Origin of the sequence: Pseudomonas sp. Root401 (genome assembly GCF_001425105.1) — a bacterium.
GTDB lineage: Bacteria > Pseudomonadota > Gammaproteobacteria > Pseudomonadales > Pseudomonadaceae > Aquipseudomonas > Aquipseudomonas brassicacearum.
The window spans coordinates 67,383-83,554 of the sequence record NZ_LMDO01000001.1 but is presented as its reverse complement, the minus strand read 5'-3'; the positions used below and the strand labels follow the sequence as shown (position 1 = coordinate 83,554).

Annotated in this window: 15 protein-coding genes; 8 read left to right on the top strand and 7 right to left on the bottom strand. The window is 61.4% G+C overall.

Features of this window, described 5'->3' with window-relative positions; genetic code table 11:
• The first annotated feature begins 17 nt into the window (after positions 1–17).
• On the top strand, positions 18–182 hold the full coding sequence (locus ASC85_RS32555; protein WP_013692690.1) for a hypothetical protein: 165 nt from the start codon (positions 18–20) through the stop codon (positions 180–182).
• Positions 183–232: 50 nt separating this feature from the next.
• Here the strand turns inward: ASC85_RS32555 and ASC85_RS00410 are convergent, their stop codons facing one another.
• Entirely contained in the window at positions 233–733 is a 501-nt protein-coding gene (locus ASC85_RS00410) for an MgtC/SapB family protein (RefSeq protein WP_057447806.1), read from the bottom strand.
• Positions 734–868: 135 nt separating this feature from the next.
• On the opposite strand from ASC85_RS00410, the gene ASC85_RS00405 reads away from it, so the two are divergent.
• From ASC85_RS00405 to mapR, 3 genes are all read left to right on the top strand, one after another.
• On the top strand, positions 869–1,105 hold the full coding sequence (locus tag ASC85_RS00405; protein WP_003200097.1) for a DUF3203 family protein: 237 nt from the start codon (positions 869–871) through the stop codon (positions 1,103–1,105).
• Between the two features lie 428 nt (positions 1,106–1,533).
• Positions 1,534–2,946 (top strand): cytochrome c oxidase accessory protein CcoG, encoded by a 1,413-nt coding sequence (ccoG, locus tag ASC85_RS00395; RefSeq protein WP_057447804.1) that lies wholly within the window; start codon positions 1,534–1,536, stop codon positions 2,944–2,946.
• A 198-nt stretch (positions 2,947–3,144) separates the two neighbouring features.
• A complete protein-coding gene (gene mapR / locus ASC85_RS00390) occupies positions 3,145–4,554 on the top strand; it encodes a GntR family transcriptional regulator MpaR (protein WP_057447803.1) in 1,410 nt (469 codons plus the stop codon).
• A 115-nt stretch (positions 4,555–4,669) separates the two neighbouring features.
• Here mapR and ASC85_RS00385 read toward each other — a convergent pair whose 3' ends face one another.
• The gene (locus tag ASC85_RS00385) at positions 4,670–5,416 is read right to left on the bottom strand and encodes an SDR family oxidoreductase (RefSeq protein WP_057448212.1); all 747 of its coding nucleotides are present in this window, start codon (positions 5,414–5,416) and stop codon (positions 4,670–4,672) included.
• A gap of 78 nt (positions 5,417–5,494) precedes the next feature.
• Entirely contained in the window at positions 5,495–6,373 is an 879-nt protein-coding gene (locus ASC85_RS00380; protein WP_057447802.1) for a Dyp-type peroxidase, read from the bottom strand.
• Between the two features lie 225 nt (positions 6,374–6,598).
• Between ASC85_RS00380 and ampC the strand changes: the two genes are divergently transcribed.
• Positions 6,599–7,747, top strand: a complete 1,149-nt coding sequence (ampC, locus tag ASC85_RS00375; protein ID WP_057447801.1) for a class C beta-lactamase — start codon at positions 6,599–6,601, stop codon at positions 7,745–7,747.
• Between the two features lie 192 nt (positions 7,748–7,939).
• Here ampC and ASC85_RS00370 read toward each other — a convergent pair whose 3' ends face one another.
• The 3 genes from ASC85_RS00370 to ASC85_RS00360 all read right to left on the bottom strand — a co-directional run bounded on the left by ASC85_RS00370 (position 7,940) and on the right by ASC85_RS00360 (position 10,399).
• Complete coding sequence (locus ASC85_RS00370; RefSeq protein WP_057447800.1) at positions 7,940–8,488, bottom strand: DUF4174 domain-containing protein; 549 nt, start codon at positions 8,486–8,488, stop codon at positions 7,940–7,942.
• A gap of 268 nt (positions 8,489–8,756) precedes the next feature.
• On the bottom strand, positions 8,757–9,542 hold the full coding sequence (locus tag ASC85_RS00365) for a sulfite exporter TauE/SafE family protein (RefSeq protein WP_057447799.1): 786 nt from the start codon (positions 9,540–9,542) through the stop codon (positions 8,757–8,759).
• Between the two features lie 107 nt (positions 9,543–9,649).
• Positions 9,650–10,399 carry a hypothetical protein gene (locus ASC85_RS00360; RefSeq protein WP_057447798.1) on the bottom strand — a complete coding sequence of 250 codons (750 nt, stop codon included), beginning with the start codon at positions 10,397–10,399 and terminating at the stop codon, positions 9,650–9,652.
• 298 nt (positions 10,400–10,697) lie between these two features.
• Here ASC85_RS00360 and ASC85_RS00355 point away from each other — a divergent pair, with 298 nt between their 5' ends.
• Both ASC85_RS00355 and ASC85_RS00350 read left to right on the top strand, forming a co-directional pair.
• Positions 10,698–11,849, top strand: coding sequence for an aldose epimerase family protein (locus tag ASC85_RS00355; protein WP_057447797.1), 1,152 nt, complete (start codon positions 10,698–10,700; stop codon positions 11,847–11,849).
• A gap of 178 nt (positions 11,850–12,027) precedes the next feature.
• Complete coding sequence (locus tag ASC85_RS00350) at positions 12,028–12,849, top strand: aldo/keto reductase (protein WP_057447796.1); 822 nt, start codon at positions 12,028–12,030, stop codon at positions 12,847–12,849.
• Positions 12,850–13,028: 179 nt separating this feature from the next.
• On the opposite strand, the gene ASC85_RS00345 is transcribed toward ASC85_RS00350, so the two are convergent.
• Entirely contained in the window at positions 13,029–15,392 is a 2,364-nt protein-coding gene (locus ASC85_RS00345; protein WP_057447795.1) for a DNA polymerase II, read from the bottom strand.
• 318 nt (positions 15,393–15,710) lie between these two features.
• Between ASC85_RS00345 and ASC85_RS00340 the strand changes: the two genes are divergently transcribed.
• Complete coding sequence (locus tag ASC85_RS00340; RefSeq protein WP_018611433.1) at positions 15,711–16,151, top strand: CBS domain-containing protein; 441 nt, start codon at positions 15,711–15,713, stop codon at positions 16,149–16,151.
• Positions 16,152–16,172: the final 21 nt, after the last annotated feature.

Below are 16,172 nucleotides of genomic sequence, written 5' to 3'. Positions count from 1 at the left end.
CACGGAGACCCGTCCCGATGAATATTCCGATCCCGGCCGAAACACCCGACCCGAACATCGACGACCCCACCTTACCCCCGCCCGGCCCTGATCCCGAGCCGATTCCAGAGAAAGACCCGCCACTGGACCCCCAACCGCCGCTGGGCGACCCGCCGAGCGAGGCGCCGCCGGAACGGGTTTGATTCAAGCGTAGTAATAAAAAACCTGTTGTGTTTGCAGGCTCATAGCCGCGTCACGGCTTGTCGCCCTTCTCCAGCGCCCGGACGATCACCGGCATCACACTGAAGATCGCCAGCGCCAGCACCGTGCTGAGCACCGCCGTCGCCTCTCGCCCCAAGCCGGCGGCGACGCCAATGGCGGCGGTCATCCACAGGCCCGCAGCGGTGGTCAGGCCCTTGACGTGACCTTCGTCGCCGTCGGTGTTTTTCAGGATGGTGCCGGCGCCGAGAAAACCGATGCCGGCGACCACGCCTTGTATCACCCGACTCATCGCGTCGGCCTGGGACCCGGACATCTGTGGCACCAAGACGAACAGCGCCGCCCCCAGGGCCACGAGCATGTGGGTCCGTACACCGGCAGCCTTGCCCTTGTGTTCGCGCTCGAAACCCAGGATGCCGCCCAGCAGCGCGGCCATGAGCAGGCGCACCATGACCCGGGTCATATGCTGGGCATCGGTGATATCGGCGAATTCCGCCTGCAGGGTTACCCAGACTTCATGCCACCAGGCGTCCATGGACCATCCTCTTTTCCAGTCGATAAACGATGGACCGCAGGCGACGCCAGAGGTGCGCCTGACCGCTGATCAGCCGCCACGAACCCTGGCTTGGCCGCGCGACCTAACGTTCATGACCCCAGAAGGAGGAACACCATGACTGTCCGTATCGATGACAACCAGACCTGCCATTTCGAAACCCCCAACGGCACCGAACAGCGCCCCGCCAGCGAGCTGACCATCATCACCGACCCGGACAAGGCCATGTCGGTCGTGGAGCTCAATGGCGACCGGGTCTACATCACCGAGGCCGAAGCCGATGCACTGACCGTGGCCGGCGCGGTCGACGGGCGCAAGCACCTGAAGGCCAGCGACAGCGGCTCGGCGATCTGAGGGAGTTTGCTCCCGCTGGGCTCTGTAGGAGCTGGCGAAGCCTGCGATCTTTTGATCTTGATCTTGATCTTGATCTTGATCTTGATCTTGATCTTGATCTTGATCTTGATCTTGATCTGCCTCGTTGCACTCGACAGCTCCTACACAGCTCCTACACAGCCCCTACACAGCATCTACGCAGCTCCTACACAGCTCCTACACAGCATCTACGCAGCTCCTACAAAGCTCCTACACAGCTTCTACAACCCAGCGGGAGAGAGCTCCCTCGCCATAAGGGTTGTTCGCTCGTCCTTGGGTGCATCAAAGTGTCGCAGGGCCTGGGTTTCGCGGCATCTGATCCGGTTTTTATCGAAACACCTGAGTCTGTTATGCAAACAGTTCCATGGTCATAGTGCGCCGGCCAGATAGAGGCTGATGAGCGACCGACCATGAGCGATAGAATCCCCGTCCAGTTGATACAGACGTATGAACCTGCGCCAACGAAGATAAAGGCCAGGAGCACCGACAACCTGATCCACACCCGCAGTTTCACCGGTTTGTTCCGTACCCTGCGCATCAGCGGTGCGGGGGTTCTGTTCTTGCTGTTCTTCGGCACGGTGTGGTTGAACTGGGGCGGTCGCCAGGCGGTGCTCTGGGACCTTTCCGAAAGCAAGTTCCACATCTTTGGCGCGACCTTCTGGCCCCAGGATTTCATCCTGCTGTCGGCCTTGCTGATCATTGCCGCCTTCGGCCTGTTTGCGATCACCGTGTTTGCCGGTCGCGTGTGGTGCGGCTACACCTGCCCGCAGAGTTCCTGGACCTGGATCTTCATGTGGTGCGAGAAAATCACCGAAGGCGAACGCAACCAGCGGATCAAGCTGCAGGCCGCGCCCTGGGGCCTGAACAAACTCTTGCGCCGCTCAGCCAAGCACACCTTGTGGCTGGCCATCAGCCTGCTCACCGGCCTGACGTTCGTGGGGTACTTCACGCCGATCCGCCCCCTGGCCGAAGAACTGCTGACCCTGCAAATGGCCGGCGTGAGCCTGTTCTGGGTGCTTTTCTTTACCGCAGCCACCTACCTCAACGCCGGCTGGCTGCGTGAAGCGGTGTGCATGCATATGTGCCCCTATGCACGCTTCCAGAGCGTGATGTTCGACAAGGACACGCTGACCATTTCCTACGATGCGGCCCGTGGTGAAATCCGCGGCCCACGCAAACGCGAGGCAAACCCGGCCAATATTGGCCTGGGCGACTGCATCGACTGCCAGATGTGCGTGCAGGTCTGCCCCACCGGCATCGACATCCGCGACGGCCTGCAGATGGAATGCATCGGCTGCGCGGCCTGCATCGATGCCTGCGACTCGATCATGGACAAAATGGGCTACGCCCGTGGCCTGATCAAATACACCTCCGAACATCAGTTGCAGGGCGGCAAGACTCACCTGCTCAGGCCTCGGCTGATCGGCTATACCGCCGTGCTGCTGGTGATGATCGGCGCGCTGATCGTGGCGCTGATGCAACGGCCCATGGTGTCTCTGGATGTCAGCAAGGACCGTGGCCTGTTCCGCGAAAACAGCGCAGGCCAGATCGAGAACATCTACAGCCTGAAAATCATCAACAAGACCCAACAGCGCCAGGATTATCACCTGTCCCTGGTGGACGGCGACGGTTTCATCCTGCAAGGCAAGACCCAACTGAGCCTGGCCCCGGGGGAAATCGTCGATGTGCCGGTGTCGGTGGCGATGCTCAGCGAACGGCCCGGTAAAGGCTCCCAGGAAATGACGTTCAAGGTCGCCGACAGTGACGAGCCGGGCATCTACAGCATCGCCAAGAGCCGTTTTGTCGCACCGATGAATCGTTGAAGCTTTAAGATGCCGGGCACCTGTGGGAGCGAGCCTGTGAGGGCAAGCCTGTGGGAGCAAAGCTTGTTCGCGAAGAACGATGACACGACCTTACTGTTGATTTGTGTCGCCTGTATCGCGAGCAAGCTTTGCTCCCACATGCTCGCTCCCACAGTGTAAAAAGCGCAAACCACGCGTCATTCGAGACTGGGCCCCACCATGAAACGCTACGAGAAATTTGCCGACGACATCGCCGAACTGATCCGCTCGGGCATGCTGGGGCCGGGTCAGCGCGTGCCGTCGGTACGCTACGCCAGCCAGACCTACGGTGTCAGCCCGTCCACCGTGTTCCAGGCCTATTACCTGCTGGAGCGACGCGGCATGATCCGGGCCCGGCCGCGCTCCGGCTACTTCGTCAACACCCATGCGCCGAGCCCGTTTTCTGAGCCTGCGATCAGCAGCCAGGTCCACGAGTCCACCGAAGTCGACGTCAGTGAGCTGGTATTTTCGGTCCTCGACTCGATCAAGGACCCGGCCACCGTACCGTTCGGCTCGGCATTCCCCAGCCCGATGCTGTTCCCACTGCAACGGCTGTCCCGTTCGCTGTCCAGCGCAACACGGGACATGGACCCGCGAATGGTGGTCACGGACATGTCGCCAGGCAACCCGCAACTGCGCCGACAGATCGCCCTGCGCTACATGGTCGGCGGGTTGATGCTGCCCATGGAGGAGCTGCTGGTCACCAACGGCGCCCTGGAAGCCTTGAACCTGTGCCTGCAAGCCGTGACCGAGCCCGGCGACCTGGTGGCAATCGAAGCGCCAGCGTTCTACGCCAGCCTGCAGGTACTGGAGCGCCTGAAGCTCAAGGCCGTGGAAATTCCCGTGCACCCGCGCGACGGCATCGACCTGGACGTGCTGGCGCAGACACTGGAGCGCCATCCGATCAAGGCCTGCTGGTGCATGACCAGTTTCCAGAACCCCATGGGCGCGACCATGCCCGAGGAGCGCAAACAGGCGCTGGTAGAGTTGCTGCGCCGCCATCAGGTGCCGCTGATCGAGGACGACGTGTACGCCGAACTCTATTACGGCCAACAGGCCCCCAAGCCCGCCAAGGCGTTCGACACCGAAGGCTTGGTGATGCATTGCGGTTCGTTCGCCAAGAGCCTGGCACCGGGTTATCGCATCGGCTGGGTCGCCGCCGGGCGCTACGCGCAGAAGATCGAACGGCTCAAGCTCATGACCTCGTTGTGCGCCTCGATGCCGGCCCAGGCCGCCATCGCCGACTACCTGCAACACGGCGGCTACGACCGTCACCTGCGCAAACTGCGCTATGCCCTGGAGGAACAGCAAAACGCGATGCTCGCCGCCATCGCCCGCTACTTCCCCGCCCAGACCCGGGTCAGCCAGCCGGCGGGCGGTTACTTCCTGTGGCTGGAGCTGCCGGAGCAGATGGATTCGCTGAAGCTGTTCCAGATGGCCCTGGCCCAAGGCATCAGCATCGCGCCGGGACCGATCTTTTCACCGACCCGGCGTTTCAGGAATTGCATCCGTTTGAACTATGGCAGCCCGTGGACCGAAGCCTCGGAAAAGGCCATGGAGACGTTGGGGCGGATTATTCGATCGTTTTGAATTTGGGTTGTCTGTCAGGCCGCCATCGCGAGCAAGCTTTGCTCCCACATCGGAACACTGTCCCCTGTGGGAGCAAAGCTTGCTCGCGATAGGGCCAAAACAGACACCCCAGGACTCAGCGCCCACCCCCCAGATCCACAAACGTCCCGGTCGCATAGGAAGCCTTGTCCGACAACAGCCAGATAATCGCTTCGGCCACTTCATCCGGACGCCCGCCCCGAGCCATGGGGATCGCTGATTCCAGCTTGCTGACCCGGTCCGGGTCGCCGCTCAGGGCATGGAAATCGGTGTAGATATAGCCGGGGCGCACCGCGTTGACGCGAATGCCTTCGCCGGCCACTTCCTTGGACAAGCCGATGGTGAAGGTGTCCAGCGCGCCCTTGGAGGCCGCGTAATCGACGTACTCCCCCGGTGCGCCCAAGCGCGCGGCCACCGATGAGACGTTGACGATGCTGCCACCCTGCCCGCCATGCCTGGGCGACATGCGCAGCACCGCGTGCTTGGCGCAAAGAATCGGCCCCAGCACGTTGGTCTTCAGGATCTTGAGAATGCGGAATTCGGACATTTCATCGAGCCGGGACTTGTGCGCCACCGTGCCGGCGTTGTTCACCAGGGCGGTGACTCGGCCCAGCTCGGCGTCCACCCGGTCGAACAGGCCGATCACTTCGTCTTCGATGCTCACGTCGGCCCGCACGGCAATCGCCTGCGCGCCCTTGGCCCGGACCTGTTCGAGCACCTCCTGCGCGGCACTCTCATCGGACTGGTAATTGATGCAGATCCGATAGCCCAACTCGGCAGCCAACAGCGCCGTGGCCGCCCCGATTCCGCGGCCGCCACCGGTGATGACGATGACTTTATCCACGTTTGCTTCCCCCATTCCACGGATAGACGTCCGGCCCAAGAATAGCGTTCACGTCACGCTTTGCACAAACCGTTGCGCTTACCGGGCCAGGGCGCGCAGATCCAGGCGTCCGTCCAACAGCGGCGGGCACCAGTAATAGCCGCCGGTGATTGGCCGGCTCATGCGATACAGGCCATCGGTGATGCCGTCTTCCAGGCCACTCATGCGGCGCAGTTGTGCCTCGAAGGCATCGAGGGAAAAGCCGAACGCCAGGAACATCAGCCCCGCACGGTCGCCTTCGATCCACGGCATGGAACGACGGACCACGAATGCCTCCGGGGCGAAGCTTTCCTGGGCGGTGCGCTTGACGTGGGCCGATTCCGGCGCATCGTCGATTTCTTCGTTGTCGCTCAGGCGCCGGCCCATGATGTTGTCGCGTTCATGGGGTTGCATCGCCGCGAAGCCATCCAGATCGTGCTGCCATTGCTGGATCGCGGCGAAACTGCCACCGCGCACCCCGTCGGCGCCCTGGGCCAGGGCGGCGGCGATGGCCGCTTCGTCGTGAGGGTTTTCGGTGCCATCTTCGTAGCCGGTCAGGTCATTGCCGGTCATGTGGCGGAAGGTTTCGTTCATCTGCACCAGGCGCAGCGCCGGGGCCAGCGCCGCCGCGATGGCTCGACTGCGGTGCATCAGCTCGCCGCGGTCTTCGCCGTGCAACCAGCACCACAGCGCGTGTTGGGTCGACGGGTTGTCCACGCCCACGCCGGCCAACGCAGGAAAGGCTCGCAGGCCTTCGACCTGGGCGCCCAGCGCCTGGACCAGCGATTCGCCAAAGCCGACCACGACCCGGCCATCGAGCAGTAACAGGAGTTTATCTATCGCAGCCGGCAGTGCCTCGACCGATTCCAAGGCAAAAAACATATGACGGGCCTGAGGCGGAACAGGGGTGGCGAGAATGCCGGGCTGGTAGTAACTCATATGAACTCCTTTAGAAAGAGCGCAAGTTTACCCGGCGGCTGCCGCTTTGTGTGGTTTGGCTTGAGGTCCGGTCGCGCCGGGAAACCGGGCGGTTTTGTGGGAAGGTTCCCGCAGCCCTGTCAGACCGCTCAGAAACATGCCTCCGTCCGATAGCCTCAGATTGCCGGGCAGCCAAAAACGCCCTAGATTGCCCCACTCTAGGAAGGCCAACGAGAACGCTGCACCATGCAAATTGCCAGATCGATACTCGCCGGGACTTTTTTCCTGGTCTGCGGGACGCCCGCAGGCTTTGCCCAGGAGCGCATTGAAGACACAGTCAATGCCGTCATCCAACCGTTGATGAAGCAACAGGACATCGCCGGCATGGCCGTGGCGGTCACCTACAACGGTCAACGCCATTACTTCAACTACGGCGTGGCCTCCAAGGACACGAAAAAGCCGGTCAACGACCAGACCCTCTTCGAAATCGGCTCCGTCAGCAAGACCTTCACCGCCACCCTCGGCGCCTATGCCCAGGCCCAGGGCAAGCTGTCCCTGGCGGACCCGGCCAGTCGCTTCGCTCCCGAGTTGCGCGGCAGCGCCTTCGACGGCATCAGCCTGCTCAACCTCGCCACCTATACCGCCGGTGGCCTGCCGTTGCAGTTTCCCGCCGAGGCGGACCAACAGGACCGGATGTTCAGTTACTACACAACCTGGAAACCGCTCTACCCGGTCGGCACCCAGCGGCTCTATTCAAACCCGAGCATCGGCCTGTTCGGCTATCTGGCAGCCCGCAGCCTGGGGCAGCCGTTTGACGAGGTGATGGAGGGCACGCTGATGCCAGGGCTGGGCCTCAAGCAAAGCTATGTGCGGGTGCCGCAGGATCAGTTGAGCCGATACGCCCAAGGCTATGCAAAAGACGGCAAGCCCGTCCGGGTCGGACCGGGTGCCCTGGATTCCGAGGCCTACGGAGTGAAAACCAGCTCATCGGACCTGATGCGCTTCCTCGAGGCCAACCTGCGACCTGAAAAACTGGACGCGGATCTCAAGCAAGCGATTGCCACGACGCATACAGGTTTCTACAAGGCTGGCGGGATGAACCAGGGGCTGGGCTGGGAGTTCTACCCTGCTCCGTTCACCTTGGATGACCTTCTCGCTGGCAACACACCACAAATGGCCCTGACCCCACAAAAAGTCGAACCGCTCAACCCGCCCCGCCCAGCGCCAGACGGCGCCTGGGTCAACAAGACAGGATCTACCAACGGTTTCGGCGCATACGCGGCGTTCGTGCCCGGAAAGGACATGGGGATCGTCATGCTAGCGAACAGAAACTACCCGATCGAAGAACGGGTGAAAGCGGCGCATCGGATCCTGATGGCGTTGGATAGCCAATAGCGAGGGCGACGAGACCGCTGGGCCTGTAGGAGCTGCCGAAGGCTGCGATCTTTTGATCTTTTGATCTTTCGCTTCCGACTCAATTGCCTGAAACAAGATCGCAGCCTCGTTGCACTCGTCAGCTCCTACATAGCGCAACCCCGCGGGAGCAAGCTCCCTCGCCACAGGGGGGAGCCTTGTCGTTACTGGAAATCAATCATCCAGCGGCTTCGGCGGCGCCGCCGGCTTGGCGGCCTTGCCAGGCTTGGTGCCTTTCGCATCCTTGGTCGGTGCAGGCTCTGGCGCGGGTGGTGGGGCTGGAGGTGTTGCTTCTTTCTCTGCCGCCGGCAGTTTATCAACGGTGTCGAAGAGGTCTTTCAACTCGATCGCCCCGGAATGCTCAAGCTTCTTCTCCCCGTCCTTGCCCACCAGGATGATCTTGGTCTGCGCTCCGGCTCCCAGCTTGAGCGAGCGAATCAACGCCATGGTGCTTTGCGGATCCAGGTCCTTGCCATCGCGCTGCCCAATGGTATTGAGCACGGTATAGAGCACCATGTTGCGCTCGGAAAAGCCCTGCTTGCCTGCCGGCTCATCCAGGGCCTTTTTCAGGCCCACCCAGGCAGGGTCGACCGTGCTGGGTGCGATGACCACAAGGGGACGTGACTTGCCTGCGTCCGCCAACAGCGGCGAGTCGCCATCGGCAGCGAACAGGGGGCCGGCGATGGCCAGCAAGGTAGCGAAGGTCAACGACCGAATGAGCATGCGCCTCTCCTTTTGATATTTACGCTGTACTGATTGCACAGGGCGGCGATTGTTCCGCGAGAGTCGCTCAATACTGCGCCTGCCTGTCTTGAAGCTTAGGCGAGGGGGTTCATTGCGCAACTGCAAGGAGAGCGCTGAAGTCGGGAGAGACTGATTGTGGGAGCGAGCTTGCTCGCGATAGCGTCATGACTGCCAACATCGAGCAGACTGACACTCCGTTATCGCGAGCAAGCTCGCTCCCACACGATTGGACTTGAGGTGATCCGCTCTAGAACGCCAGCTTGAACCCGATCATCGCCAGCATCACCGCCAGGCACGGGCGCAGCAGTTCGTCGGAGATGCGTCCCGACAAGTGACTGCCCAGGTAGATCCCCGGCAACGAACCGATCAGCAGGAAACCCAGGATATGCCAGTCCATGTTGCCCATGCTCGCATGGCCCAGGCCAGCCACCAGGGTCAGCGGTACGGCGTGGGCGATCTCGGTGCCCACCAGACGCTTGGTGACCAGGAACGGGTAGAGGATGAACAGCGCGACAGTACCCAGGGCGCCGGCACCGATGGAGGTCAAGGCGACCATCGTACCCAGTACGAGGCCGGTGATGACCGTCAGCACATTGAGGCGCGAACCGGAGGGATTGTAGTGGCCGCCAGCGCGGTCGTGGGCGAATTGCAGCAGGCGCTTCTTGAACAGGATTGCCAGGGCGGTGGCGAACAACACGAAGCCCAAGGCTTGCTTGATCACCGCGTTCATGGCGTCGGGGGAGCTGTGCAGGCTGCTGAGGAACCACAGCGTCAAGCCGACCGCCGGCACGCTGCCCAACGTCAGCCAGCCAGTGATTGCCCAGTCGATGTTGCGATTTTTTGCATGAACCAGGACACCGCCAGACTTGGTAATGGCTGCGTACAGCAGGTCCGTACCCACCGCCGTCGCAGGGTTGATACCAAACCACAACAGGATCGGGGTCATCAGCGAACCACCGCCGACGCCGGTCATCCCAACGATGAAACCGACCACCAGGCCTGCAACGACTAAACCGACATTACCGAAATCCATTAAACCCGTCTCAGCACGACCGCGTGAAAAATCTGGCCGCGAGCATAGCGATTTTTCTTATAACCCCCTATATCGATGTGATCTATCTTTATTCCTTTTCCATCACTTCACTGAACCGGCAGGAAGTTGAGGAACAGCAGGCTCTGGGCGTAATTCAAGCCGATCCGCCGGTAGCGCTCATCGAGCATCTGGGTCAGCAGGTCCAATCGGGCGACGATTTTTCCGAACTCCACGGCAAAACTCAGGTTGCTGCCCTCCTCCGAAATCTCATTGGAAAACAGCAACAGCTTGCCGTCCTTGTTCTGCCGCTGGCTCAGCAGCCAGGTGGCTTTTTCGATATTGCGCGCCGCGTTGCTGACAAAACGCGGGTCGATGGTGTCGGTCATGTAGAACTCGAGGCGATTGCCGTGCGCGGTGACCAGCATGCTGCCAATGGCATAGATGAACGCCCCTACCCGATCGCCGAGAAATTCCGGGCTCATGGCGTAGCTCAGGGCTGCCAGGTCCTTCTTGCCACCCAGGGTCGGCAAGGGCTGTTGCTGCTCGATGGCCATGCGCACCTGTTTTTCCGCAGTGCGGGCGTCGAGAAAACCGGACTTGCGCAGTTCCTCTGGGTTGCGCAGGTACAGCTTGTTCATCAGCAGATAGAGGCTTTGCAGGTTGTCGTGCATCGACAACGTGGCCATGCGGTCGACGCTGGTCTGCAAGAACTCCTGGGGCTTGGCGTTGCTGAACTGCGTGACCATGTCCTGCCCCTGCTGATGGCTGCAGCCGCCGCTGAACAGCATCGACACACCGACCAACAATGCCAGGCAGCAGCGGCGCAATCTCGTCACAGGATAAAAAACACCGGCCATCGAATCTCGGTCTGGGCATGGGGAAGCGATGGGGGGTCGTCGCTTCCAGGCCATGGATAGAGCGGCAAAAATCACAAAAGTGCAGTGCCCGGAGAAAACCCTCAGCCTTCCACAACACCTCCTCAGCCTAATTAGTATTACTTTTTAATTGATAAATCCCAATTAATGGCTATAAATCCCTTCTCACCCACCAAATAGAAAGACTACTAACCAGAAAAACCTTCAGCGCTGTCCGACCAGTAGCGGACTCGCCCCGCGTTCAAAACAACAACAAAACAACAGGAAGGAAGGTCATACCATGCTTGAATCCAGACAACTGCTCACGGCCCTCGGAGTGTCTCTGATGATCGCCACCTCGGCTTCCCACGCTGCCGGCCTGACCAACGAACGTGGTGCGTTCGGCAAGACCGACGACGGCACGGCGGTGGAAAAATTCGTGCTGCGCAACAGTCACGGCATGGAGGCCACGGTCATCACCTACGGCGGCATCCTCCAGTCATTGAGCGTGCCGGACAAAAACGGCAAGGCCGCCGACATCGTGCTCGGCTTCGACGACGTGCAGGGTTACCAGAAGAACGGCAGCGTGTATTTCGGCGCGACCATCGGTCGCTTTGGCAATCGCCTGGCCGACGGCGCCTTCGAGCTGGACGGCAAGCGCTACCAAGTGCCGCAGAACGACCATGGCAACTCCCTGCACGGCGGGCCGCAAGGGTTCGACAAGCGCGTCTGGAAGGCTCAGCCGCACAATGCCAAGGACTCGGTGGGCGTCACCCTGACCTACCTGTCACCCGATGGCGAGATGGGCTTTCCCGGTGCACTGAAGACCGACGTCACCTACAGCCTCAACGAACAGAACGAGCTGCGCATCGAGTACAAAGCCACCACCGACAAGCCCACAGTGCTGAACCTGACCAACCACAGCTATTTCAACCTGGCCGGGGCAGGCAACGGCGACATACTCGAGCAACTCGCGACCCTGCACGCGGCCCATTACACGCCGGTCACCGGCAAGCTCATTCCCACCGGCGAACTGGCCCCCGTGGCCGGTACGCCGATGGACTTCACCCAACCCACCGCCATCGGCACCCACATCAAGGCCGATCACCCACAACTCAAATTCGCCGAACCGAAACAAGGCGGCTTCGATTTCAACTGGGCGCTGGACGCCAAGGGCGACGTGAACAAACTGGCCGCCGAAGTGTATGACACGGACTCCGGACGACGCCTGCAGCTCTACACCACCGAACCCGGCGTGCAGTTCTACACCAGCAACTTCCTCGACGGCACCATCAAGGGCAAGCAAGGCAAGGTCTATCCGCATTGGGGCGCGTTCACCCTGGAAACCCAGCACTACCCCGACTCGCCCAACCAGCCGAACTTCCCTTCGACGCGGCTTGATCCGGGCCAGACCTATACCCAGACCATGGTGTTGAAGTTCTCCGCAAAATAGAAAAGCTGCGCAACACCCGTAGGAGCTGACGAGCGAAGCGAGGCTGCGATCTTTCCCCAGGCAATTGAGTCTGGAGCGAAAGATCAAAAGATCGTCCGAACGCGGCCCGAGCCTTCGCCAGCTCCTACGACTATCCTGCTGTCCATTGGATTATCGATCAGCACAACAGGAGAAAGGCATGAGGATGCTGGAATTGGCGGGTGTGTCCGTACCGGTCATTGGCCAGGGCACCTGGCGCATGGGTGAGGAACCGTCTCATCACAAGAAAGAAGTGGCCGCACTGCGGTTGGGAATCGAATTGGGCATGACCCTGATCGACACGGCGGAGATGTATGCCGAAGGCGGTGCCGAGACCGTCGTTGGCGAAGCGATCACCGGCCTGCGCGACCAGGTTTTCCTGGTGAGCAAGGTCTATCCCCACAACGCCAGTCGCAAAGGCATTCCCCTGGCCTGCGAACGCAGTTTGCGGCGGCTCGACACCGATTACATCGACCTTTATCTGCTGCACTGGCGCGGGCAGTACCCGCTGGACGAAACCGTCGAAGCCTTCGAGCGGCTGCGCGAAGAAGGCAAGATCGGCCGTTGGGGCGTGTCGAACTTCGATGTAGCGGACCTTGAAGAACTGGCCGCGCCGGCCTGCGCGACCAACCAAGTGCTGTACAACCTGCAGGAACGCGGCGTCGAATTCGACCTGCTGCCCTGGTGCCAGCGCCAGTCCATGCCCGTCATGGCCTACTGCCCGGTCGGTCAGGGCGGGCACCTGCTCAAGGATCACACCCTGGGACAGATCGCCGAACGCCACCGCGCAACACCGGCGCAGATCGCACTGGCCTGGCTGTTGCGCCAGGACAATGTGATTGCCATTCCCAAGGCCGTGAAGCCTGAGCATGTGCGTTTGAATGCCGAAGCGGCCAACCTCAAGCTGGAACCGCAGGACCTGGCAGCCCTCGACCTGATATTTCCCCAACCCCAGGGCAAGCAGCGCTTGGCGATGGTCTAACCCCCATCCAAAGATTCACGCTGATCTGTGGCGACGGAGTTTATCTGTGGGAGCAAGGCTTGCCCGCGATGAAGACGACACGGTGTCCTGGAAAAACGAGGCGCCCGCATCGCGGGCAAGCCTTGCTCCCACAGGGGATAAAACCCTGACCACGGGCTTGGTCTGAATACTGGCAAACTTCAGAACAACCCCATCTGCCCACCCACCAACGTCGAAAAATCATCATCCACAAACGGCAGGATCGCATCCGCCACCGGCTGTAGCTGCTTGGTCACGTAGTGGTCGTAATCGATTGACGCGCTGCGGGTTTCCAGCGGTTCGGGGCCGGCGACGGTGATGACGTAGCTGATCCAGCCACCATTCTGGTATTGCCGCGGGCGGCCCTGGCGCTGGTTGAACTCATCGGCCAGCCGGGCGGCCCGCACATGGGGTGGGACGTTGCGTTCGTAGTCTTCCAGCGGCCGACGCAGGCGCTTGCGGTAGACCAGCCGTTCATCGAACGCACCGGACAGGGTCTGCTGCACATAATCGCGCACATAGTCCTGATAGGGCTTGCGGTGGAAGATTCGTCCGTACAGCTCCTGCTGGAACTGCCGGGCCAGCGGCGACCAGTCGGTGCGCACGGTTTCCAGGCCCTTGTAGACGATTTCGTCGCTGCCATCGGCACGTGTCACCAATCCGGCGTAGCGTTTCTTGCTGCCCTCCTCCGCGCCGCGGATAGTCGGCATCAGAAAGCGCTTGAAATGCGTTTCGAACTGCAGCTCCAGCGCACTTTCCAGCCCGAACTCATCGCGCACCTGCTCGCGCCACCATTGGTTGACGTGGGCCACCAACTCGCGACCGATCCTGGCCGCTTCCTCCTGGCCATGGGCCCGGCGCAGCCAGACGAACGTGGAATCGGTATCGCCATAGATCACCACATGCCCCTGGGCTTCGATCAACTGGCGGGTGCGCTGCATGATCTCGTGACCGCGCAGGGTGATGGACGAGGCCAGGCGTGTGTCGAAGAAACGGCAGCCACTGGAACCGAGCACGCCATAAAAGGCGTTCATGATGATTTTCAACGCTTGGGACAGCGGCGCATTGTGCTCGCGCTTGGCGGTCTCCCGGCCTTCGGAGATCCGCGCCACGATGGCCGGCAGGCAATGTCGAGTACGGGAGAAGCGCGCCCCGCGAAAGCCTGGCACCGACTCCTGGTCATCCGGGTGGCGCAGCCCTTCGATCAAGCCCACCGGGTCAATCAGGAAGGTGCGGATGATCGATGGGTACAGGCTCTTGTAGTCCAGCACCAGCACCGACTCGTAGAGCCCCGGCTGGGAGTCCATGACAAACCCACCCGGGCTGGCCTCGGGCGGGCGCTGGCCCAGGTTGGGTGCAACAAACCCTTGGCGATGCATCAGCGGCATGTACAGGTGCGTGAAGGCCGCCACCGAACCCCCGCTGCGGTCCGCCGGCAGGCCGGTGACGCTGGCTCGTTCCAAGAGAAACGTGAGCAGTTCGGTCTTGGCGAAGATCCGCGTCACCAGTTCACAGTCCTTGAGGTTGTAGCGGGCCAGGGCCGGCTTGTCCTCGGCGAACATGCGATTGATTTCGTCCATGCGCTGGTACGGGTTATCGATGGACTTGCCCTCCCCCAGCAGCGTCTGGGCGACGTTTTCCAGGCTGAACGAGGGGAAACTCCAGGTCGCCGAACGCAGGGACTCGATGCCGTCGATGATCAGCCGGCCAGCGGCCGAGGCGAAGAAGTGGTTGTTGCGCGCGCCGTGCTCGCGCCATTGCATCTCTTCGCCACCGCGCCCCAGGCGCAACGGCACGGCCAGGCGCCGGGCGTGTTCATGCAGCACCCGCAGGTCGAATTGCACCAGGTTCCAGCCAATGATCGCGTCAGGGTCGAAACGGGCGAACCAATCGTTGAGTTTCTTCAGCAGCACCGTGCGCGATTCGCAGTATTCCAGCTGGAAATCCACGCCGGCATCGTCGCCATTGGCTGGCCCGAGCATGTAGACCTGGCGCTCGCCGCAGCCCTCCAGGGCGATGGAATACAATTCGCCCTGGGCGGTGGTTTCGATGTCCAGGGACACCAGGCGCAACGGTGGACGGTATTCGGGCGCCGGCTTCATCTGGGCATCGACCAGCAGGCCATCAGCGGTCGGCGTACCGCCAAACCAGACCGGGGCGGTGATGAAGCGCTCCATCAGGTAGCGCTCCGGCGGTCGGATGTCCGCTTCGAACACCTCCACGCCGGCGCGGCGCAAGGTGCTGTCCAGGCGCATCAGTTGGGCATGTTGCTGGCAATACAGCCCCAGCACCGGACGATGCTCGAAATCCAGCAGGTCCAGGGGGCGTAGTTCTACCTCCTTCTCCCCTTGCAGCAAGGCTTCGAGCTGGCCGCGCTGGATCTGCGGCACAAAGGCCACCGAGGTCTGCACAGGCAGGCGCACGCGCCGGGGACCGGCGTCGGTCGCCAGCCAGAACTCGACTTCGGTGCCGGCCGGGGTATCGCGCCAATGCCGGGTCAGGACGAAGCCCTGCTGTAAATCCACCGCTGCAACCTCGAATTCTACGTAGGCGACGATTCTACCCTGTGGCGAGGGGATTTATTCCTTTGTGGGAGCAAGGCTTGCCCGCGATGCGGTTCAACTGCTAGACCGTGTCATCGTTCATCGCGAGCAAGCTTTGCTCCCACAGGCTTGCTCCCACAGAGGGACGCCCCTCGCCACAATGCTGGATGGCATCACATCGGTGGGAAATCCCCCGGTAATGACGCTTTTGGACGACTGGCCGCCGCTTTACCGCTTGCTCTGCGCCGTTGGGTCTACGATGCTTTAACAACCAGCAAAAACAACACCTGAGGCTCCCCCATGAAAACCGTCGCGCAGTTGCTCCGGATAAAAGATGAGAAGAACCAGCAAGTGCACACCATCTCACCGGACGACATGGTATTGCAGGCCCTGATGCGCATGGCCGAGAAGAACGTCGGTGCCTTGCTGGTGGTGAAGAACGATGAAGTGCTGGGGATCATCAGCGAGCGCGACTATGCCCGCAAAATGGTCTTGCGCGGGCGCTCGTCGGTGGGCACGAAGGTCAGCGACATCATGGTCTCCCCCGTGATCACCATCGACCCGCACCAGAATGTCGAGACCTGCCTGAGCATCATGACCGAAAAACACCTGCGGCATTTGCCAGTGGTAGAGGACGGCAAACTGGTCGGCCTGCTGTCCATCGGTGACCTGGTCAAGGAAGCCATCGCCGAACAGGCCGATCTGATCAGACAACTGGAGCAATACATTCGCGGGGAATGATCCGTTCGGTCGGGTTGCTCA